Genomic DNA, 22,213 nt, shown 5'->3' on the forward strand with positions numbered 1-22,213 from the left:
AGCATAATTCGGGTCACGACCAGTTACCGCACGTCGTTTGCTCAGCAAACCGCCGGTGTGTGGCGGCGTCCAGAGCTCTGCACCCCACTTTGACAGCGTGCGCGCGTGACTGCGCCCGGCGGAATCCGTATCCCGATCACTGCTGACGGCCGCCGGGTTCGATGCCGAGCTGACCCGCGTCGTCATTGCGGCCATACGGAACGTCCAAATCCGTTTGGACGCACAGCCGTTGACCATCGGCATCGATGTCGATCTGGACGCGGACGCGGCCACCACGCATATGCGCACGCTGCGGGAACAGCTCGAACGCGAAGCGAAACCTATCACTTAGAAGATCGACGTGCGGGTGAATCTCGACCGGGCAGGCACCCCGGAAGAGTTGCGGGCGCTGCGGGAAGAGTCGCAGTGAGAGGCCTGCCCGATCGTGCAACAGGTGCGGGTCCAGACCGACCGCACCGGCATATCGGTGCCGAAGTTCGACACCAGCTCGTCGGCCAGCGTGCAGCAGCTCGGCCGCAACGCGGACACCGCTGGTGCCGCAGAATGCGACGCTGACACCCGACGCGCCGGTGAAGCTCGACATGTTGGTGCCGGGGATCAACATCACGGCCAACTGCGCCGGGCAAGTCCGGCTCAATGCGGGCGACAACGTGAGCTTGGTCGCGGTTGCGACTGGTGTACCCGCAATGTCGGTGCTGCAACGGTTTTCACCACACCTGTCGCGACGTTGATGTTCCTTTCCTTCATCGTAAGGACCTGAGATGGCACCGTGGGTATGCACGGATCGGAACCTTCGAATCACCTCCGGCACACTGGGGTTGGAGAAGTGGTCCACGCCCCGGATGGTGTCGCAGGTGTCGGCGGCGTCGACCGCTGACGGGGCGATTACCGGGGCAGGGTTCACCACGACACCGGGGAAGCTGCTGGTCGATGCCTCGATGTCGTGGACATCGGATCCCCGTTGCCGTTGATGATGCGGTAGCAGGTGATCCGGTCGTATCGCACGATCATCTGCTCGAACCCGAACGCCATCCAGATCTGGAACTCGTGGACCACCGGTATCGACCAGGCCGCCCGCACCCCTGCCACCGCCAGTCCGCGACAGCTGAACGGTAGTGAGGCACATACTGCCACCGCTCTTCTCACCGCTGCCGCCCGGATCTTTGCTGGACGAACGCCGAAACCGTACCTGCCTATCGCGTGAGCGGATCGTTGTCGGTGGTGTTCCGTAGGGTTGGCGCAGCGGTCGAAACTGCCTTGGCTGCAACGAGTTCACCGGATGGAGGGTGTCGATGCCTGCATGGGCTTGTAAGTCGGTGGGTGAGGATCGGGACTGGCACAGCAACGATGGTTACGACGATATTCCGGGCGTGCAGTACGTCTACACCAACACCGTCGGCAACTGCCGGCGTGTGGAGGTGGGGGACACGGTGGTGGTGCACGATCGCGAGCGTGCGCATGGTGTTTCCGTCATAGACGCCATCAACGTCCAGGACGATGTGCCGGTGCAGATCAAGCGGTGCCGCTCCTGCAACAGAGCTGCTGTGGAGAGGCGCAAGCGTCGCAGGCCTGAGTATCGGTGCAGCAAATGCAAAGACGAGTTCGATTCCCCGGTGATCAGCGATGAGACGAGGACGGTTTTCACTGCGCATATCGCCCAGCACTGGCAACCGATCCGCGGGGCATTGACTGCCGAGTCGTTACTGTCGACGAGAGTTAACGGTGACCGTCAGAGCTCGATCCGGGCCTTGGATGCTGATCAGCTTGACGAGCTGCTTCGGCGGATCGAGGTCGGGAGGTCTGTTTTCCCGGACGGTGGAGAAGCCAGCCAGCCGGATAAGACATCTGAGCTACAGGCTGTAAATCTGAATCTGGTGACGCGTGATGCGGTGCTGTCGGCGATCGGGGAGTTCGACCGACTCGGCAGGGACGAATTCCTGGCCGGCCATGGTTTTGGTGAGGCGCGCGCCTTCTATATCGACTTCGAGGGCCAGCGATACGACTCGAAAGCGATCGTCGGCGTTGCCTACGGTTATCTACCAGGCCGAGAGGTGCTGCGGCCCAGTCGTTTCAGCGGCGGCGAAGCGACAGTCGCGCGCCTGCTGCGGCGGTTGGGGTTTCGACTCGTACCTGCTGCGGGCGGCTCACCTGCAGCAGGCGAGGTCACCTCCGTTCCAGCGTATTGGTGGACGAGCGATTCCAGCGAGAACTGTTGGGTCGAAATCCGCCAGCTTGATGGGCTGGGGACATCCCTACTCTGCCCAGATCATCGCCAGAACGGTCGACGCGACCCGTGGTACGACCTGGTCCGGGAAGTGCGTGAAGGCGACATCGTCTATCACTACAGTGCGCCCGAGCGGCGGTTCGTAGGTCGGTCGGTCGCGGCCGACGACGCGGTGCACGACACTACCGAGCGCACCTATTCGGTTCAGCTGGTCGACTTCACTCCGTTCACCGAGGAGGTGAGCCTGGCGAGCCTACGCAGCAAAGCCGACGCCATCTACGGCGAGCGCGAACGACTGGAACAAATGTATCCCGGACAGCGACTTCATCTTCCGTTCCAGTTCAAACAGGACCGGTCGCAGCTGGCGCTGATGTCGAACTACTTCGCCAAGCTCCCGCAATCAATCATCAAAGTGCTGTTCGAGACTGAACCCGCCGCTTCGACCATCTCGGGTGACGACTCGGGAACGTTGCTGCCGCCTGTCCGTACCGGCTACCTCAAACCATTCGAACCGAAGGCTGACACCGCGTACGTCTCCAACATCGCACCGAGGTCGGCCACCCGCACCCGCAGTCACGAGACGCTGGTGAACTCCTTCGCTCGGTGGCTGACCGGTCGCGGGCGGGATCCCTTGCGTAACGCAGCGATCGATCTCGGCACACACACTCCGCCGACGATTATCGAAGCCAAACATGTCGACAACGACCGATGGGCCGATGCTGTCCGCGCCGCGGTCGGTCAGCTGTACGAATACCGCTACTTCCAGATCGTCGATCCAGCATCCGGACTCATTTTTCTCGCGGACATGCCCGTTCCCGCGCTCTGGTGTGACTATCTTCAGGAGGACCGCGATATCGGCGTGGCGTGGCCTGAGCTCGACGGTCAGGGATTCCACCTCAGCCCTTTGGCGCAGCGGCTACTTGGATTCACAGACTGACTTCTGCAGGCTGAGCCGGCGCTCTGGAGCTAGCGGAGGCCCAGATCAAATCGGGAAGATCGTGTCACCGGTGGCCAGTTCCGCTAGCTTGAGGCCGCTCGTTGTTTGGCATCATTAGAATAAGCAGTGCGCGTGGCGCTTCCCTGCGGTACCTCGGGACGTATCGCTGATCCGGCGTACACCCGTCGGGTGATTGATAGGGGAGGAACTCATTGGCGAAAGGGACGTGGCGATGGCGCGAAAAGAAGATCCGGCGTCTGCCGGACTTGAGGCGTATCAGAAGGTGATGATCGGCTCGCGGATCGAGCAGGCCGTGCGGGAGTTGGCGGTGCGTATCGGCGAGCATCAGAAGTGCGTGCGCACTCGCGAGGAGGAGACCGAGCGGCTGCTCGCCGAAGAGCGCGCAGCAGAGGAAGCGGCTTATGCGGCTTATGAAGCCGCGAAAGAGGCCGGCGCGAAGGTCGGCGACCTCGACCGCGCCGGGCTTAAACCGAAACCGACGACGACCAGCCGGCCGCGCCGGGCCCGCCCTGACACTCCGCCGGAGGCCGCTGCCAGAGTCCCACTCACACCTCCTACCGCAGGCCCAGATGAGACGGCTGGCAGCTCTGCGGCGTGCGATGTCCTGTAGCAGGTGGGTCCGAGGCGCCCGCCAACTTTGACGTGCGGAGAGGCCTAAGCCTCTCGAATGTCGGTGCTGCCGCATAGGTTTGACCGCCTTGGATGAAACAAGTCCTCGAGATGTGACGATTGAGATCTGGTACCGCTGACGCGCGGATCAATCCAGGTCTCGCGGGGTTGGCGGTGATTAACAGGAAGTCTGTGCGGGAGAAGAGTATTCGGCACTCGCTCTGCTTCGGCCAGAGCGTTGCGTGCATGGTGTAGGAGGACAGCCGCGTGTTCGGATTCGACGTCTGCCAGTTCGAGGATGCCCAGTGGTAGCCGACACCGATGTCGTCGACATCATCCGGCTTGAGCCCGATGCTGGCCTGGTGAAGAGCCTTGGCGCCCACCACACTTTCGAGTCGGCGATCGCCGACCTCGTTGACAACTGTTTGGATGCAGAAGCTACCCGGATCTCGATCCGGCTGCTTACCAAGGACGACCGGCTTGTCCAGGTCGAGGTGGTCGACAACGGCAAAGGAATGGACGGTGCTGCCGCCGACAAGGCCATGACCCTCGGTCTGCAGCGGGAGTACAGCGATAACGACTTGGGACACTTCGGCGTAGGCCTCAAGGCCGCGTCCTTCAGCCGCAGTGATGTGCTGACTGTGTGGTCGAGCAAGCGCGGCGCCGTTCCCGTCGGACGACGGATTCGTAAGGCGGACTTCTCTAAGGATTTTTCGTGCGAGCGTCTGTCGGAGGAGGCAGCGACACTCGCACAGGAGAAGCGCAGTCTGACCATCGACTACCTGTGGGGGACGACAATCGTCTGGTCCGGGCTCCGCAGCACATACCGCGGAGCCAACGTCGAGGAAGCCCGTGCCTGGATGGCCGAGACCGAACGGAAGCTTCGCTCGCACCTCGGCGTCACGTTCCACAGGCTCATCGAGAAGAACCTCCTCGAGATCGACATCGTGGTCGATGAACTCGAGTACGCGAACGAGGCCATCGGCACACCGGTCAAGGCCATCGACCCGTTCGGGTATCCCAGCTCGGGGCGCCCCGGGTACCCCAAGCTCATCGTGGCCAGCGCCGGCGATCACCGCGTCGCGCTTCGGTGTCATATCTGGCCGGTCAAGACCGATATTCCGGGCTTCCGTATCCAGGGCACTTCAGGCGAAAAGTTCCAGGGCTTCTACATCTACAGAAGAGATCGGTTGCTTCAGGTGGGTGGCTGGTCGGACGTGGCAAACCAATCACGCCAGCGCCAACTGGCACGGGTCGTCATCGATGACGCGTCAGCGATCGGCGGCCTGCTGACGATGAACCCAGAGAAAGCGGGCCTGCGCTTCGAGCCACGGTTCCGAGATGCGTTGGGACGAGCCGAAGCAACGGACGGTACGACGTTCGATCAGTTCCTTGCCGATGCCGAGGACACCTACAAGACCGGCAACAAGAGGGTGAGCAAGCGTCAGCCAGTCATTACCCCGGGCCGAGGCTTTGCGCCGGCGGTTCGTAAGCAGGTAATGATCGAGCTGGGTGTGAAAAAGTTTGAACGCCTGGATGTCCGCTGGACCCGCATGGCCGAGGGACAGTTGTTCGACATCGACTTCAACGACAGCACGCTGTTGCTGAACCAGCACTACCGCTCTCTCTTCGCTCCGGGTGGGGGCAGCCTGAACGATGCCCCCGTCCTCAAGGCGTTGATTTTCCTACTCACCCATCAGATATTCGAGGGTTCCTACCTCGGTGCGAAGGAAAAGGACAACCTCGCCCTGTGGAGCGCGATCCTCGGCGCCGCGGTCGAGGTAGAGAAGGAGATGCGCGGTGAGTGAGCCGATCGATGATGCGCGCCACTATTCCCTGGCGAACATTGATGCATTCTGGGACGCCGGAAACCCTATCGTGCTACCCATCGCAGGCACACCGGAGTGCTCCCTCGACATCTACCCTGCCAATGGAACGATCGCCCTCGTCACACCGTTCACCCCGCCGGAACCGGACCTCACGAGGTGGCGCAACATCACGTTCAATCCAGTAGCAGCAGACGGCGAAGATCTCGCTGAGCTGACCGTGATCGTCGAGGACAACCTCCATGGCGCCTACAGCCTCCTGACGAGTACCGCAGATCAGCTTCAGCTTGAGCACGCACCACTGGCCGTCGCCGTCGCGACCGCGATTACCAAGCATCGCAACGTGTTTGCCAGCAAGACAGGCTTGAGTCAGGACAGGGAGATCGGTCTCTATGGCGAGCTGCTCGTTCTTGAGTACCTCATAGGTGAGGTCGGCGCAGGACCCGCGGTCGTGGCATGGCAGGGGCCCCTCTCCGAAGAACACGACTTCGTCGTCGGTGAGATTCACCTTGAGATCAAGACGACCTCCGGGGAGCAGCGGCGGCACGTGATGCATGGGTTCACGCAGCTCGTACCGCTTCGGGAAGTCCCGCTGAGCCTGATCTCGATTCAGCTCACCCGTAGTAATCATGAAGGTGGGCGAACACTTTCCCAGATCGTCTCGCAGCTTCGTACCAAGGCCCGTGGATACCGACCGAAGCTCGACGCCGCGCTGGAAGCGTGCGGCTGGAGAGATGAGGACGCCGCGCTCTACGCGACGTTTTGGACGAAACGGAACGAGCCACGCGCGTACAAGATCGACGACCACTTCCCAGCCCTGACCTTCGACCGGTTGGGACTGGTCGTAGCGAATATGACTGCTGTGAGTGACCTTTCGTACCGGGTCGATGTCACACACTTCGCCTACCAGACGCTTCCCGGCCCCTTGGCGGGCCTTGTCGAAGCCCCAGAGGAGACTGCATGAGCACCGACGCCCTCGCTCTGTCCCAACCGCTGAAGAACCTGCTGCAAGGCCTCGGCAACCAGGAGCCGACGCCGCTGCTTCCGATTCTGAGCCTGTTCGCGCAGCATCCGGTCTCCGAGGAGGAGTTCCTTGCCTTTGTCGACCTGGCCCCGCCGAACGATGGCGGCATGATCCAACTGCGACAAGCACTGTCCAACTGGGATGCTAGCGAGGATCTCAAACTCAGCGACCAGCACGGCAAGCAGACCGTGGCAGGCACGACTGCGCGACGAACCGCGGTGGTCCAAACACTTGGACTCAGCGAACAGGTTGACGCGATTCTGCGGGTGAAGACCCCGGTACGTGTACAACACAGCATCACCATTTCCAAGGAGTTCGAGCCATGGTACAAAGAGGCGCGCCATAAGCGCAGCACTCTCTACTGGGATGACTACGAGAAGTACCTTACCCACGTGAAGAAGTGGCCGGCCTCCTCGATCACCAATCTCAACCGGAGCACCACCAAGGTCGTTGAGCGACTGACCGACCCGCTCCGCGCAGAGGTCAAGCAGACCAAAGGCCTTGTAGTGGGTTATGTGCAGAGCGGTAAGACGGCAAACTTCACCGGTGTAATCGCTAAGGCGATCGATGCCGGCTACCGCCTCGTGATCGTCATGACTGGCACCATCGAGATTCTTCGCGCCCAGACACAGCGGCGCATCGACATGGAGCTGATGGGTGTGGAGAATGTTTTGGCAGGTCAGGATCCCAATGATCCGGAGGTTGCCAAGGGACTGGATTATCAGCAGGACAAGGATTGGCTCTCTGACAAGTTCGTCAGGCACAGCCAGGTCGCGCTTGACCAGCCAGGCGTGGCGCGGATCCGTAGGGTCACCACACACAACGGCGACTACAAAAGCCTTCCCCAGGGGATGTCGCAACTGCGGTATAGCCGACTCGACCAGGACAAGCCACTCAACGCGGCTGAGAATCTCTTCCACACGGATGCTTACGTCGTGATCATCAAGAAGCATAAGGATCCGCTGGAAAAGCTCATCAAAGATCTCAAGCCGATGCAGGCCATGCTGAAGGAGCTGCCGGCGCTGATTATCGACGACGAATCGGACCTCGCCTCGGTAAACACAAAGGATCCCAAGAAGTCCGATAAACGTACGAAAATCAACGAGCGAATCACGGAAATCCTGAAGATTGTTCCTCGAGCGCAGTACGTGGGCTATACAGCCACCCCCTTTGCCAACGTGTTCATCGACCCGGACGACGACACCAACCTGTTCCCGTCGGATTTCGTACTCTCGCTGGCTCGACCAGATGAGGGTTACATGGGGGCCCGAGAATTCCATGACATCGATTCCGATTGGGAGACCACACCGAAGACGGTCGAAAACTCAAACGAACTCGCATACGTACGCCCGATTTCAGGCGATCCCGACGACGATCCTGGCCTTTGGAAGAAGGAACTTGGCGAAGCGCTTGATGCTTGGGTACTCAGCGGTGCAATCAAGAAGTACCGTGAGGCCAAGGTCGGCAAGAGTCACCAACACCATACGATGCTCGTTCACGAGAACGTGGCCAAAGCCAAGCAGCTCGACTCGGCTCTTGTCGTCCGTAGCCTCTGGAACAACGGGAAGTTCACTTCGGGTGAGGGTCTCGCCCGTCTTCGTAAGCTCTTCGACCACGATTTTCTCAGCGTTATGAATGCTCGAGCCAAGGGCGCCGGGCCGGAGTCATTCGACGAGGTCAAACCATACGTCCGGGAAGCGATAGCCGAGATGACCAGCGCTGGCGGTGACCCGGTGCTGATCGTCAATTCAGACGCGAGCGTCCAGGCCCAGCAGGAGGTACTTGACTTCGACAAGGGCAAGGTCTGGAGAGTAATTGTCGGCGGGACCAAGGTCAGCCGTGGTTTTACGATTGAGGGCCTCACGATATCGTATTTTCGGCGCAAATCGAATCAGGCAGACACTCTGATGCAGGCTGGTCGTTGGTTCGGATTTCGAGACGGCTACCGTGATCTGGTCCGCCTCTATATTCGTCGAGACCACAAGGTGGATCTCTACGAGGCATTCGAGGCACTGCTCCTCGACGAGGAAGCCTTCCGCGACGAGATTGCCAGATACGCCGAGTTCGATGAGGACGGTAAACCGATCGTCTTGCCTCGACAGATTCCGCTGCTGGTCAGTCAACATCTGCCGTGGCTGAAGCCCACAGCTCGAAACAAGATGTTCAACGCCGTCGTAAAGGCCCGCGCGACCGTTGGAGCATTCCATCAGCTGTCCTCAATTCCGAGACGGGAAGAAAGAACCAAGCACAAAGCGAATCTTGAGCATGTCGTGCTGCCACTGCTCAAACTAGCTACGACTGAGATCACCCTTCCGTACGTCGATCCATCAGACAGCAAAACGAAATATCAGCCCGCTCGTGTGGCACTGATTGGAAACGAGGAATTCCTTGTGCTGTTCGACAAGTTGACGTGGCATCCGGACTACGAGAAAGTCATCACACCGCTTCGAACCTCCATCGCAACGGCCACGGAGAAACAACGAATCAGAGACTGGGCGATTATTTGGCCGCAGCGCCAATCCCCCGGCCGGATGCTCTGGTTCGATGAGCTCGGGCTTGAGGCGCCTATCTGGAAGCGTGCGCGTAGGCCGCAACCTCCACGCATTGACTTCACAGGAGAAAATAAGCGCAACATCCTCTCAGCCAACCCGATACCAGCGGGGGCGGCGGTCGGCCCTCTTGGCGCAAGCGACACACGAGGCGTCGTAGTCATCTCGCTCGTAGCCGATCAGGACGAGACCAGCGAAGCCGCGCCCGTAGTCCGAGACAATGTCGTTGGTCTCCTCTCGCTGAGGGTTCCCGATAAGTCGATCAACAGCAGGCGTGAGCTTATACAGTGGGAGGTCAAGAGGGCCGACAAGGCAAGCGACGTCGTTGTTGACGACCCGCATACCGCCTGACGAACCCCTCGATGTCGGCCATCCCTGCTCCCGTCTGATGCAGCCAATTGTTATTGGAGCGCAATGACATTGGCTTGGACTAAGCATGTCCACTGGAGTATTGAAGTCAGCGGTGCCGGTCCCCGGTCAGCGGCCGAGTCCGTTGGTCGGGGTATCCACTGGATGGGGCGGTCCGATATGTCCGACCACCCATAAATCCGCCCAGAACGGGGGTAGTCGGTGATCTTAGGGAGGACTCCTCGGGCGATCGGACACCGTTTGAGGCAGTGCTGAGGTGGCCACGCTCGACCGCTGCGGCGAGTTCATCGCGGCTGGTGTGAAGGCATAGACGGTCGCCGAGGTAGGGGCTCTCCCAATCGAAGGTTGCGCCTGTGGCGTCGCAGATGGTTTCGAGGCTGTTGGCGAAGTCGAGGGCGGCGTCTTTGTTGGGATGTCCGGCACCGAGGGTCATGACGGTGCCGGATTGGATGTGGAAGACCTCCCAGACGGCGTTGGGGCGTGCGCGGGTAACGAGGAATCGCCCGCCGTCGGATAGTTGTGAGCCGCGGGCGAACTGGTAGTGGTGGGAGATATCGGAGCCGAAGTCGATTCGCGCCTTAGCCCTCTCGTCCGATGTCGCTCCGGCGACTGTGACGGTTCCGTGCATTCGGGGTGGTCGAGACCATCGTGGTGGCTTGCTGCCGCTGCGTAGGTAGGTGATGGCGGTGCCGACGCTGCTGTATCGGCCGGCGCTGCTGGGGCGTTGAGGCGGGGCGTGGTAGGTGTCGGGCTGCTGTTCGGCTCGGTCGATGTCGGTGTGCTGGCGCGGGTCCGGCTGGTGCGACGGGGCGGGGCTGGCGGTAGTGGACCGCAGCCGTTGTTCGTCTGCACGGATTTCTACGACGCGGCCTTGTTGCGCGAGTGCGTCGACGAAGTTGGTCACCGACAGTGCGGTCGTGACTGCGAGGGTGCTGGAGGGACTGACCCATGCCTTGGCGTTACCGGACCATGTGAACCCGCATGAGCGGATCAGTTTCTTCATCTCGTCGCCGCGTTCGGTGCCGTGGACGTGGGCGCGTCCGTCGTCGTAGTGGATCCATACCGGATCGTGGTCGGCGGGATCGGTCTGGGCGAGCAGGTGCTGCCGAATGACGTGATCGACAAGGTCGCGGGGAAACGATGGGCCGGGGACAGCGCGTCCGTCGCGCATTTCGGTGATCCACACGCTGTGGTGGCGGGTTGGGTGGCGGTGGCGGGTGCCTGTGGCGATCATCGCCCCGTCCGGTCCCCACACCGTGATGCGGTCGGCGGGGACGAGCGAGTAGTGGTAGATGTCGTCGCCGTGGGCGTGGGTTTCGGCGTCGTCGGGCAGGCTGGCCTGCCAGCGGGCTTGGGTGTCGCGGCCGGTGACGGTGTCGCACATTTTGCGGCCTTTCGGGGAGTGCATTCGGTCGCGTAGGCCATCGCTGGCCCAGTCGAACGGCGTTCCGTCCTTGGTGAAGGCGGCCAGTTCTCTGGCCCAGCGGTGTGCGGTGTCGCGGTCGGCGGCCGGGCCGGCGACACGCAGTGCCGTGCCTATGTGCAGCACGGTCCAGGCGTCCTTGCCTGTGGTGGCGATCAGGAAGGTGTCCGCGACGAGTTCGGCGGTGGTCGCGTCGAGGTCATCGGCGCGTTTGAGCGCCGATCTGATGCGGGCCACCGATTCCGAGCGTGTCTCGGCGACCCTGTAACCGTCCGCGGCCTGGCGCCAGTGGTCCAGCACCTCGGCGACGTCCGTGAACCGGGACGCCGGGATCATTTCGGCAGCATCGGCGAGGACGTGCGAGGACGTCTCGATCGGGTTCGGCTGCGGCGGGACTGTCGTTGCGACTGCCTCGGAAGGTGTAGGTACCGCTGAGCGCGTGTCGGTGGCGGCCGTCTCCTCCGGGACCGTGAGTTGAGGGGCGTCGGCGGTGATGAGTTGGCGGACTTCGGCGTCGGTTGGTGGTGCCGCCCAGAACGAGCCGCCGTCGTGGGTTGCGCCGTATTCGTCGCACGCGGCGAGGATGTCGTCGTCACCGCCTTCGGCGAAATGCTTTGCGGCAGATCCGTATGCGACCACAACCCATTCGTTGAGGCTGGTCGGGTGCGCGGGCGGGTATGGCACAAGGTATCTGTGGGCCTTCAGCCGTTCGGTTACCTGCACAGCAGCTTCCTGAGAGGGCGCGAGGATGCGGTGCTCGTACATCTCGCCGTCGAACTGGGGTGGTGTCGCTGTGTCGGGATCCAGCTCGATGTCGGCTGTGGTCGGTTCGGCGGGTGTTGCAGTGGTGGGCGGTGCCGACTCGATCGGGTCTGGCCGGGATGGGGATATCTGATCCGGCAGGGCTTCGGGTTCCTCGCCCTTCTGAATGCGGTGTTCCGTGGCGATCCCGATTTTGAGGCGGTCGACTTCGGCGCTGGTCTGGTCGAGTTCTTCGCGGACGGTTTCGGGGATGTCGCCTGCGCCGGCTCGGGCGAGCAGGTTGGAGTGTTTCTCGTTGGCGACGACGAGTTTGCCGAGAAGGCGTTCCTCGCGCTCTTTGGAACGGGCGGTAGGTCGGTAGGGGTTGTCGGTCTTGGGGGCCAGGCGTCCAGCGATGGCGTCGCGCTCGACGCGGTTGTCGGCGAGTGCGGTGTCGATCGCGGTGATGTCGTCATCGAGTTTGGCCAGGAGCCGTTCCAACGCGAGGATCGTTTGCCGGGCTGGGTGGTCGCTGTGTCCGTCGGCGTCTTTGGCAGCATCTGCATCTGTTTCCTTGGGTGCAGTTATCTGCTCGAATTCCTGTGCGCCCCATAGGGGGCGACGATCCATCATCAAGCGGGGATCTTTCCAACCGAATCCGATCCGGCCGACACGGAGAGCGGCGTCGAAGTCGGTCAGGATCGGCAGTCCGCCGAGTTCACCGACCGTCACAGGATGGTCGGGTGCGGGCCCTGCTGCGATGCGTAGCAGATGCTCGGCGAGGGCCTGGGCAGCGTCAGCGCGTTTGCGATAGATGCTGCCGCTGATGGTCATCGCGAACCGGTCGCCGGTGGTGGATATACGCTGGGTGGCCGCCGTGCGCATGACCTCGACGGCAGGCCCGGCATGATCGTGCCACTCGTCGAGTTCAGCGATGTCGGCGGCGCGTGTGTCTTGCTGGCGGTCCCAGGTGCGGGCGAGTCCTTCCAGGCGGGCGCGTTCGGCGGTGGCCTCAGCCAGGTGCAGAAGGGTGGGGTCGCCGGAGGCGAGCGCGGTCAGCATGCCGAAGTTGACGGCGTCCTCGCCGATGTCTTCGATCTCGCGCAGGTTGAACCCGCGTTTCTGCATCTGGTTGATGAAGCGCGCTTTGCGGGCGAGAGTGTTCAACCGGAACTCATCGAAGGTGCGCTCGGTGATGTAGTAGAGGACGCGGACCTCGTCGGGGGTGCCCGCGATGTCGGGGTGGTTGAGGTTGCCCTGGCGTTCGATGCGACCGTCGCGTTGGGCCATGTCGGCAGGCTTCCACGGGTATGACAGGTGATGCAGCGCGATCGCGCGGTCCTGGACGTTGGTGCCGGTGCCCATGGTTGGAGTGGACCCGATGAGCACGGTGACGCGTCCGGAGCGGGCGTCGGCAAAGAGCTTGTCCTTCTTGGTGTCGGTGCCCGCGTCGTGCATGAAACGAATTGTGTCGCCGGGCATTCCGATCGCAACGAGCCGCTCGCGCAGCTCGTCGTAGAGATTGACGCGGTGCTCTGCTTTGGAGTTGGGGGTGCCGTCGTCGAGGAACACCAGCTGCAGAGCGCCGGGGAGTTCTTGGGGTGTGGGGTCGTCCTTCGATATGGGATAAACGATGTTGCGGGTCTGCCGCCAAATTTCGGCGATCTGCTCGGCCGCGACGGGCAGTTTGCTGCCGTCCTCGCTGCTGTAGCCGACCAGGCTCATGTCTAGGCTCGCGCGCAGGCCTTCGCCGAGGGCCTTGAGCACGCCGCCGGGCTTGCGGATCCATGGCTGGGACGGCAGCAGTTTCACGAACTGCCGTTGTTCGATGCTGGCGGGGACGAGGAACTTCTCGCCGCGCTGCCCATCCTCGCCGGCCCGCACCGGTGGGGTGGGGAGCTTTAGGTCTTCGGCGGTCTGTACGTCGGCGAACCCCCAGTAGACGGCCAGTAGTTCTGGGACGTTGAAGAAACGGGCGAAGCGGGCTTTCATCTTGTAGCCCTCGCCTTTGGGGTCGGGCTCGAGTGAGCTGACGACTTCGCCGAACGTGCCGGCCCAGTTGTCGAAGGCCTCCAGGCCCATCTCGTCCAGAATCTCGGGCACCATGTAGCGCATCAGCACGTAGGCCTCGGTGACGCTGTTGGCGATCGGGGTGCCGGTGGCCAGTGTCGCGACGCGACCGGTGCGGTTGTTGCGGCGCAGGAAGTCCAGCAACATATGTAGCTTGGTGGCCTTGTCCGCGCCATCGATCGCCGCGCCAGGGATCGCGCTGACGGTCCGCAAATTCTTGAACTCGTGGGATTCGTCGACGAACACGTAGTCCAGGCCCGTGTCCTCGAGATAGACGCCGCGGCGGTCGCTGGTCTTGGCGATCTTCTGCTTGATCTTCGCCTCAGCCCGCGCCAGCGCGGACTCGATCTCCTTGACCCTGCGCTTGTCCATGCCCGCCTCTTGGGCGCGATCGACCTGGCTGCGCAGGTTGGCCATTTCGCGGTCGATGTAATCGGATTGGGTCTGCGGGCGAAGCGGGACGCGCTCAAATGCCTTGTGGGTCAGGATCACCGCGTCCCACTCGCCGCCGGCGATTCGAGCCATGAACTTCTTGCGTCGCTTCTCGCTCAGGTCCGAGGCGGTGATGGCCAGCAGCTTCGCGTTCGGGTAGAGCCGGCGGAAGTCGCGGGTCCACTGCTTGAGCATGTGATTAGGCACCACGACGGCGGGTTTCTTGGCCAGGCCAGTGCGCCGGAGTTCCATCGCCGCGGCAACCATGGTGGCGGTCTTGCCCGCGCCGACGACGTGCGCCAACAGCGCGGTGTTGGAGGCCAGGATGCGCCGGATCGCGGCGTTCTGGTGAGGCCGCATCTCCCAGTCGGTGACCAGTCCCGGCAGCGTCATAGGTGCGGACGAGTGCTCGACGGCGACGAGGTTGTTGAACGTGTCGTTGTAGATGCGCGCCAACTGCTGCGCGCGACCTTGGTCAGTCCACACCCAGTCGGCGAACTCGATGGCGATCTCGCGGGCCTTCTCCCGCGCCGCGTCGGTGGCCTCGCGGTCGACGTAGGTCTTTTTGTTCGCGGTGCGGTTGATGGTGATGGTGGATTCGGTTTGAGTTAGCAGCGTCGAGAACAGCTCTTTGGTGTTGCGGTCGGGTGTGCCCCACTCGGCTTCGGCGAGGTCGCCGTAGGTCGCGCTGTGGCCGCGGACCTCCCAGGCGGTGCCGCCCGCGTATTTGACTGTGGCATCACCGAATCCGAGGTGATGCAGGAACGCGGTGTAGACCTCGGCGGGAATCCACGGCGCACCGATCTTGGCTTTGATCTCCGACGGGTGCAGGTCTGGCGGCAGCACCGCCTCCAGCGCAATGACATTGGCCCGGTAGGCGGGATCGCGGTCGGCGACGGCCTGTGCGGTGGCGAGTTTGGTTTTGACGTTCCCGGACAGGTACAGGTGTCGCGGTTCCCACTCGCCGGGCCGATCGGGGTCGCGGTAGGCCAGACCGGCGGATTCGACACGGTCGGCGGCCTCGAACGCCGATACGTCCAGCAGTGATGCGACACGGTTGATGTCCAGGCGGCCGCCGTCGTGTTCCAACGCGATGGCGATGGCGTCTTCCGGTGTGGCCGCGTGGGTCGGCAGGACGCGCGGGGCGAGCACCCGGTCGTGCAGCACCTTCTGCTCGATTCCCTTGCCGGCCTTGTCGTCCCACACCTCTAGGCCGAACAGCAGGGCCGCGTCGGGATCGTCGTCGATCCAGGCGTAGGCGGTGCGCTGCTTCCATTCGTCGGGGACCGTTTTGATGCCCTCGAACTTGGCCCGCTGTTTCGCCTCGCGCGGAGTGAACACCCGGTACTGGCCAGGTTTGGCCAGCACCGGGTGACGGCGACGATAGGTGCGCAACGCTTCACGGAGCCGGGCGCGATGGGCGGCCAACTGCGGAGTTTCGTCCTGCGCGGTGGAGGCGGCTTCGGCAGCGTAGAGGCGGTTGGTGAGCTGCTTGAGACGGATCAGCTCGACCAGCTGAGCGCTGTAGTCCGGGTGGATCTCCACCGGGACCATCACCCCGTCCTCGACGACGGTCGGATTGCCGGCAGCGTCCAACCCGAGCGCGCCGTCGGGCAGATCCTCGTCGTCCAGCTTGCTGTCCGGCTCGGGTGCGGCGCCGACCCTGGCGGCGGCCGCGGCCAGACCGTCGGCGACTCGAGCGTCCGGGTGCGCGACGACGGTGAGTTCGGGCCCATGTCGGCCCATACGGGAACGCAGGTCGCCGACCACCTGCTCCGGGTGATCCAGGAAGTAGGAGTTGACCTCGACGGGCTGGTGGTGACCGGGCAACTCCAAGGCCTCGGTGCGCAGCCAGCTGGTATCGCCGGGCGTGTCGTCGGCAGTGCGGCGGCGTAGGAATAGCACGTCGGTGACGACGTCGGTCCCGGCGGCGGCGAGGTGGGCGCGGGCGGGCAGCCGTACCGCGCCGACCAGGTCGCCGGCTTCATGGATCGCTCGGCGAACGTCCTGCTCGTGGGCATCGAGGGTCCAGCGGGAGGTGATGAGCGCGACGACGCCGCCGGGCTCGACCGCGTGCAGGGCCTTGAGGATGAAGTGGTTGTGGATGTTGAGCTTGAGGTCCGGGTTGTGGACTTCGTCGTATACTGGATAGTCGCCGAAGGGCACATTGCCGATCGCCGCGTTGAAACGACCGGCCCGCAGTCGCAGGGCCTCGAACCCTTGGGCGTGGATCTTGGCGCCGGGATGCAGCAGCCGCGCGATACCCGCGGTGGTGGGGTCCAGTTCCACCCCGGTCATCCGTACCGGTGTGGAGGTGTCGGTGGGAGCCAGGGCGATGAAATTGCCGCTGCCGCAACCTGGCTCCAATACGTCGCCACCGTCGAAGCCCAACCGGCGCACGGTCTGCCAGATCGGGCCCACCAAGCCGACGTCGGTGTAATGGGCGTTGAGGGTGTTGCGGGACGCGGCGTTCCACTCGGCCTCCGACAGCAGGGCGCGGATCTCCTCGCGCTCGGCGCCCAGGGATGTCCATCGGTCCCCAGCTCGGCGGTACTCGTCGTCGGAATCGAAGGCCGCCCGCACCGGCTGAGCGTTGAAAATCGTCGGCAGCGCGCCCCATCCAGACCAGCGCGCGAGCACGGCCTGCTCCTCGGGAGCAGCCGGTCGAGCGGCGTCGCGCAGCATGTGCAGCATCCGCACGGCGGCGAGGTTCGCCCGCGCCCGCGACTTCTCCCCGGACGGCGCCAGGTCGGCCTGGCTCGCGGGTCGGAAACCGCTGGAAGTGACTACATTTCGAGGTGCTCGGTCCCCGGCTCCTTCGGCAACCAGATCCTCTCGGCGTAGACGATCTCCGTCGCCTGTGCTCGCGTCGCGGTCCGCGCCGTCGGACGTTGCCGCGGGGGCATCAGACTCAGCATCTCGTCGGTCAGCGTCCCGATCTGCTCGGTCACGTTCAGGTCCAGGGCGCGGAAGAACGCCTCCTGATCTCCCAGTTGCTGCAGCGCCCGGGGCCGGTAGATCTCCCAGTACCGCATCGCCGTGCGGCCATGTCGGCTCAGCTGCTGTGTCATCGTGATCCCTTCCCGAATCAGCTGTGGCAGAGTCATTTTCGTCATCCGACGGTAGTGCGACAACAGCGCTTCTGTCGTTCGCGTCGTCTGCATTTGCGGTTGGGACGGTGCGGATCGGGTCGACGGTCCCGGTACCGATCGAGAGTGCTGGAATCGACTCGGCGGGAAGCTGCGGGGGTACCGGATCCCGTGAATCTGCGGGCGGCGGTTCGAGTCCGGTGACGGTCGGCCGCGGTGCCGTCGGGAGGGGCGCGTTGGGAGTTTCAGCGGTGTCAGGCCTGGGCCGTCCGATCGTAGCAGGGCCGTCCCAGCCGAATCGCAGGATCGCCTTGGCATCCAGTGCCCGCGGGTCCACTCCGAGCGCGGTGAGGCCGCGCTCGTGCCCGGCGACGGCGTCCTCGAGCACACGGTAGTCGGCGAGCAGTGCGTCGCGGCGATCGGCGAGACGCTGGATCGAAGGACGCATCCGGGCACCCAGGCTGCGGTCCCCGGCGGCTGTTTTCCGGGCACTGTCCAGTGCCCGGCGCGTCTGCATCCCCCGCGACAGGACACGGTCGCGATCGCTGACCGCTCGTGCCCAGCCGGTGACGAGTTCGTCTAGCCCGCCGGGGCCGCGCTGCGGCGCAGTTGGTCGGTGACCATCGCCTCCAACTCCCTGCGCAGCGGGTCGTCGGGATCGGTCGGGACTGGCATCCGATCCTCGATCCGCTGCTGCACCAACGCCGTTACCAGCTCCCGAAACTCGAGCGGCAGCGGAGCCTCCCACAGCCGGTCTACGGCGTTCATCGCCTGGCCCTGCTCCGGGGACGCTGTCACCAGCAGTTCCCGCCACCTGTCTGGGTCTCGCCGATCCCGCAGCAGCCGAGCCTGCTCCTCGGTCCGGTCCTCCCAGGCCGGTGCCGACTCGTCCGGTGGAGTCGGATCCGGGCGGTCCTCCGGCTTTGACTGCGGCACTGCGGCTTTCACCTCCCTGGTGCGTCGCGGCCACATCGCGTGACGGATGCTGCGCATCGTCGGCTCCCTTCTGCTCGGGGGTCGGGTCGTCGTATTCGGCCCACAGCGATTGCTGCCCGTTTTCGGGTTCCCCGCGTGTTCGACCGGCCACTGTACCGCGATCCCTTCTAGTTATTCTAGTTATTGCCTTAATGTCCGCGCCGGGTTTGGTCTTGCTGCTGGTGAGGCAGTGCAGCCCTGGGGAGTTCGCTCGCAGGTCGCGCGTGCGTCACGCCCGGAGGAGAAGACTGTGTCGGCGTGGAGGGTGGAGTGAGAGGCCCAAGGGCCGCATCCAGTGCGGTGGTCGATTCCATCGACTGTTCGACATCGGCGCCCCGGACGATATCTCGCTCGCTGTCCAATCCGAGCTCGCGGCCGTCGATATCGTTGCCGTGCAGGAATTCTCGGACGCTGTCGGGCGTCGGCAGCATGTGTCGCGGAAGGGCTGTCTTGATCGCGACTTCGAGGTCCGTGGCTGCCGCGGTGAGAGCCTGATCAGCAGACATCCCGGCGTAGCGGGTGCCCTCCAAATCCGTTGTCCAGTCGACGTCTTCCCAGACCCCAGGATTATGGAAGCTGGCCTCGAACCAGGAACCGAGCCAGTCGCGCTGCATTTCACCGGCGACCTGGGGCCAGAGAGCCACGGCAGTAACGTAATTGGCATCGAGCTCCGGGATGGGAGGGATGCCGGACTCATGGGCGTTACGGCCGAATTCATCTGCGAGTCGCAGCGCTTCGGCTGGGTCGGAGACGGCTATCTCCTCGGCGTGACTCCATCCCTGAAGTTGCAGATCACTGTGGACGGTGCGGCCGCTGCGGACATCGCGGAGCTGCCACAGCTGGTCTGTGTCGCGGTCGTAAAGGTGGGCCAGGACCGCAGCGGGCTCGGCGTTGCCAGGCTCCGCGACGATCTCATACAACGGCTCGATGGGATGGTCCATCGATAGAAAGTGGACGTGGCCGCCGATACGGATCGCGCTATCCCAGGCCTGCTCGTCCCGCAGGATGAACTGGGGCTGCTGCCCGAAAAAGTCAGTGCTCCGCATCGGCGGTGCACTGGCCGGCGCAGTGCCACCGGGCTCGACATTGTTGTTGGGCTGGGACATTCGCTATTTCCCTTCGAGAGTCATTGGGGTACTGAGGTGATGGCAGTGATGAGCACGTGCCCGGCAGTGGTCGCGGTGGTGACGATCTGCTGGTAGATCTGCGGTGCGTCGCGGCCGTGCCGAGTGGTCACCTCGACGTGGTAGCGGTCGGGTCCGTCGACGGTGATCGACAGGCAATGCTGGGTGCCTGTGGGCACCGTGGCGATGCCGGCCTGGATTTGGTCGGCGGGTCCGACGGCCGCGGTGGGCGCGACGAAGTTGCGGGCCGCAGCACCGTCGCGCAGTACGAAGTAGGCGTAGTCGAAGCCGAGGATGGCGTGCGGCCCGGTGTCGGTGCCGCCGGGCCCGTCGCCGCGGACTGCGGTGCCGTCGTCGCTGGCGCGGCACGATGCGCCATCGGCGAACGCCGCGGGAGTTGTGCGGGTAGGCGAAGTGCGAGGTGCGGGGCGCGGGGCATTTCGGTTGTCCAGGAACAACATTGCGACGAGGGTCACCACAGTGCACACCGCCAGGACACCGCCGCCTACGACAATGACGCCTCGCCGCGACGGTCGGGCGCGCCGCGGCCGGCGCGGTCCCTGTGCTCCGTCGTCCTTCGGTGTGTTGCTGTAGATGTCCCGCGGGGGCCGCAGGACCGGGCGATGGCGCAGCGGCGAGGGGGTAGGCCGAGAGCGATTGATGATGTCCGTCATGGGCGGTCACCGCCGGTGGGCGTGGGTGGGGCGCGTCGGCGAAGCGGGCTGTATCGCCCAAGCTGGCGGTCGCGTCGAAACACTTGGCCGTCGATGGGTGGGGTCGACGGCGTTGATGACGCCGTTGTCCACGCGCCAGGTATCGGCAGGCTCGTCGAGCGGGGCGGAGGTAATGACACCGTTGTCCACGTGCCATCCCGGTTCGGACTGCTCGGAAATTGGATCCGGCGGGTGGTTGCGGGACTCGCCAAGGGCTGCAAGCCTGTCCGGGCGATATCCGGCGAAGTGACTGTCACCAGCGACAACGACTGGAGCCATGGTGTAGCCCATACCGAGCAACCACCGGCGGGCACCGACGTCGGAGCTGACATCGACTTCGGTGTAGCCGACACCGAGACGGTCCAGCGAACGTTTGGTGGCGGCACACTGAGGGCAGTCCGGCTTGGTGTAGACGGTGATCGGATCGTGAACATCGGACACGGTGGATTTATCCTCCCGAGCTGGGGTTTTGGAGGGAACAGGCAGGAGACTCTCGTCGGTTACGGTGATGTCGGCGGGGTCGAAGATCAGGTAGGTGAGATGGTTGCCGATATCGGCTTCGCCGCCTTCGACCGTGAGCAGGCCGGCGTAGCCTTGTGCTCGTAAGTGGCTGGAGAACAATTCGCCGCAACGTTGAGTGACACGTTTGAGTTCACCGACCCGTATCTCGCCACGGTGGAGGATCTCTCGCAGATCCTGCAGATTGTTGATTCGCAGCCAGGACGGGCGTTCGGCACGCTCAGCGAGGCTTTGCTCAGTGGCGAGCACAGACTGGAACCCCGCCATCACCCGATTTACCGTCGTCTGGTCGGTGAGATCGACCAGGCGACCGTCACGAACAGAAACGCTGTACAGCGTGGGCGTATCGGTACCGGCCTGGCGTGCCCGATGCTGGGCGTACCCGGTGGCGATGTCTTTCTCGGCCAGGTACACGCCGCTGCCGACCGTGTCCTCCTCGGCTCGTTCGAGCTGGCGAATCCCGGTCGCGGCTGACCCATGCCACAGTGCGGCGTCAGCGATCCGCACCTCCGCCCACCCCTCGACGATCGGGTCGGCCGGACCGACTGGCACCAGTTCGTCAGGTCCGAGTCCGGCGGCCAGATGGTCGGAGATGTCCTTGCCGACCGCGGATTCGACGATTTCCACGGAACCGACCCGCCCACGCAGTAGTTCGGCAATGGCGGCGCCGTGCCGGCGCCCGGCCTTATCCCGATCGGTCACGATCACGACCCGTCGCGCTCCGGCCAGCTGATCGGCGTGTTGAACACGGAACTTGCCAGCGCCCATTGCGTTGCAGGTGGCGGTCAGTCCGGCGCGAATTGCGTTGTCGGCGTCCTTCTCACCCTCGACGAGATAGATTGTCCGGCCGTCGCGAACTGCGGCGATAACCTCGGGCAGGTGGTAAAGAAGCGTGGGGAACCCGCCACGCGCCCAGGCATGCCCGTCCCACTGGTGCTGCCAGAAGACGCGCTTGGTCCCTTTCTCGTGCGGAATGTAGGCACGGGTGACCCGCCCGGCCGCGGTGCCGTCGGGCAATCGGTAGTAGTAGCGGGCCGCAATTCGCGGCGGTCCGCTCTGCGGGCCGAGTGGGTCGTCGCGCGGGGTTCGCGGGAACGGGCGGGGCGACGGAGTTATCCGGGGCCGGTAGGGGGCTGCATGCCGGGAGGTGAAGCGACGTGCGTCGTCGTAGAGGTCGGCAACGCGCAGACCGATCGCGGCCAGCACGTCCTCGTCGGCGCAGCCGGTGAAGCATCGGACCACGGTGCGCTGCTTGGCCGGGTTGTAGACCACGCCGAGACTGGGATCGGAGTCCTCATGCGCCGGGCAGTTGTAGACGGTCCACGCGCCGGAGCGCCTGCCGAATCGGCCAGCATCCTCCAGCGCCGCGTTGATGCGATCGAAGGAGGTGGCCGAGTTCATGGTGTTATTCCACTTATTCCAATAAGGAGCCGAGGTTGGAGAAGGTGAACTCACAGCGGCCGCGCTGACGCGGCGAAGACGCGAAAGCTGAGGTCGCGACTTGAATCTCTTGTCGACCGCGCGACATTCGATCTTCCGATCTGCTGCCCATCGTGCCTACCTCTCGC

At 63.9% G+C, this 22,213-nt stretch carries 15 protein-coding genes; 7 read left to right on the forward strand and 8 right to left on the reverse strand.

From position 1 onward, the window contains the following. Nucleotides 1–136: 136 nt before the first annotated feature. Nucleotides 137–835, reverse strand: coding sequence for a hypothetical protein (locus NV1_RS03325; protein ID WP_157116490.1), 699 nt, complete (start codon nucleotides 833–835; stop codon nucleotides 137–139). Here NV1_RS03325 and NV1_RS47205 point away from each other — a divergent pair. Then, nucleotides 762–971 carry a DUF7172 family protein gene (locus NV1_RS47205; RefSeq protein WP_444980807.1) on the forward strand — a complete coding sequence of 70 codons (210 nt, stop codon included), beginning with the start codon at nucleotides 762–764 and terminating at the stop codon, nucleotides 969–971. The two genes, NV1_RS03325 and NV1_RS47205, sit on opposite strands and share 74 nt — an antisense overlap. Here the strand turns inward: NV1_RS47205 and NV1_RS03330 are convergent. Beyond that, nucleotides 901–1,089 carry a hypothetical protein gene (locus NV1_RS03330; RefSeq protein ID WP_157116492.1) on the reverse strand — a complete coding sequence of 63 codons (189 nt, stop codon included), beginning with the start codon at nucleotides 1,087–1,089 and terminating at the stop codon, nucleotides 901–903. The genes NV1_RS47205 and NV1_RS03330 overlap by 71 nt on opposite strands. Here NV1_RS03330 and NV1_RS47210 point away from each other — a divergent pair. From NV1_RS47210 to NV1_RS03355, 6 genes are all read left to right on the forward strand, one after another. Then, a complete protein-coding gene (locus NV1_RS47210) occupies nucleotides 1,037–1,204 on the forward strand; it encodes a hypothetical protein (protein ID WP_444980809.1) in 168 nt (55 codons plus the stop codon). The genes NV1_RS03330 and NV1_RS47210 overlap by 53 nt on opposite strands. A gap of 88 nt (nucleotides 1,205–1,292) precedes the next feature. Then, the gene (locus tag NV1_RS03335) at nucleotides 1,293–3,161 is read left to right on the forward strand and encodes a ScoMcrA-related endonuclease (RefSeq protein ID WP_157116494.1); all 1,869 of its coding nucleotides are present in this window, start codon (nucleotides 1,293–1,295) and stop codon (nucleotides 3,159–3,161) included. Nucleotides 3,162–3,393: 232 nt separating this feature from the next. Beyond that, complete coding sequence (locus NV1_RS03340) at nucleotides 3,394–3,792, forward strand: hypothetical protein (protein ID WP_157116496.1); 399 nt, start codon at nucleotides 3,394–3,396, stop codon at nucleotides 3,790–3,792. Nucleotides 3,793–4,096: 304 nt separating this feature from the next. Next, on the forward strand, nucleotides 4,097–5,599 hold the full coding sequence (locus NV1_RS03345; protein WP_067885342.1) for an ATP-binding protein: 1,503 nt from the start codon (nucleotides 4,097–4,099) through the stop codon (nucleotides 5,597–5,599). Then, nucleotides 5,592–6,581, forward strand: a complete 990-nt coding sequence (locus NV1_RS03350) for a PD-(D/E)XK motif protein (protein WP_245713536.1) — start codon at nucleotides 5,592–5,594, stop codon at nucleotides 6,579–6,581. The genes NV1_RS03345 and NV1_RS03350 overlap by 8 nt, the downstream gene beginning before the upstream one ends. Next, nucleotides 6,578–9,541 carry a Z1 domain-containing protein gene (locus NV1_RS03355; RefSeq protein ID WP_067885346.1) on the forward strand — a complete coding sequence of 988 codons (2,964 nt, stop codon included), beginning with the start codon at nucleotides 6,578–6,580 and terminating at the stop codon, nucleotides 9,539–9,541. Before NV1_RS03350 ends, NV1_RS03355 begins: the two co-directional genes overlap by 4 nt. A 106-nt stretch (nucleotides 9,542–9,647) precedes the next feature. On the opposite strand, the gene NV1_RS03360 is transcribed toward NV1_RS03355, so the two are convergent. From NV1_RS03360 to NV1_RS46575, 6 genes are all read right to left on the reverse strand, one after another. Beyond that, a complete protein-coding gene (locus NV1_RS03360; RefSeq protein WP_245713548.1) occupies nucleotides 9,648–16,919 on the reverse strand; it encodes a helicase-like domain-containing protein in 7,272 nt (2,423 codons plus the stop codon). Between the two features lie 92 nt (nucleotides 16,920–17,011). Beyond that, nucleotides 17,012–17,332 (reverse strand): hypothetical protein, encoded by a 321-nt coding sequence (locus tag NV1_RS03365; protein WP_157116497.1) that lies wholly within the window; start codon nucleotides 17,330–17,332, stop codon nucleotides 17,012–17,014. Between the two features lie 561 nt (nucleotides 17,333–17,893). Beyond that, nucleotides 17,894–18,307, reverse strand: coding sequence for a hypothetical protein (locus NV1_RS03375; protein ID WP_067885353.1), 414 nt, complete (start codon nucleotides 18,305–18,307; stop codon nucleotides 17,894–17,896). A 131-nt stretch (nucleotides 18,308–18,438) separates the two neighbouring features. Further along, a complete protein-coding gene (locus NV1_RS03380) occupies nucleotides 18,439–19,395 on the reverse strand; it encodes a hypothetical protein (protein WP_157116499.1) in 957 nt (318 codons plus the stop codon). Between the two features lie 20 nt (nucleotides 19,396–19,415). Next, nucleotides 19,416–19,889: a DUF8176 domain-containing protein gene (locus NV1_RS03385; protein WP_157116501.1), complete on the reverse strand. Its 474-nt coding sequence runs from the start codon at nucleotides 19,887–19,889 to the stop codon at nucleotides 19,416–19,418. Nucleotides 19,890–20,093: 204 nt separating this feature from the next. After that, nucleotides 20,094–22,046 carry a glutaredoxin domain-containing protein gene (locus tag NV1_RS46575; RefSeq protein WP_067885358.1) on the reverse strand — a complete coding sequence of 651 codons (1,953 nt, stop codon included), beginning with the start codon at nucleotides 22,044–22,046 and terminating at the stop codon, nucleotides 20,094–20,096. Between the last annotated feature and the right edge of the window lie 167 nt (nucleotides 22,047–22,213).

The sequence above is a fragment of the Nocardia vaccinii NBRC 15922 genome (assembly GCF_001613305.1).
Classification (GTDB): domain Bacteria; phylum Actinomycetota; class Actinomycetes; order Mycobacteriales; family Mycobacteriaceae; genus Nocardia; species Nocardia vaccinii.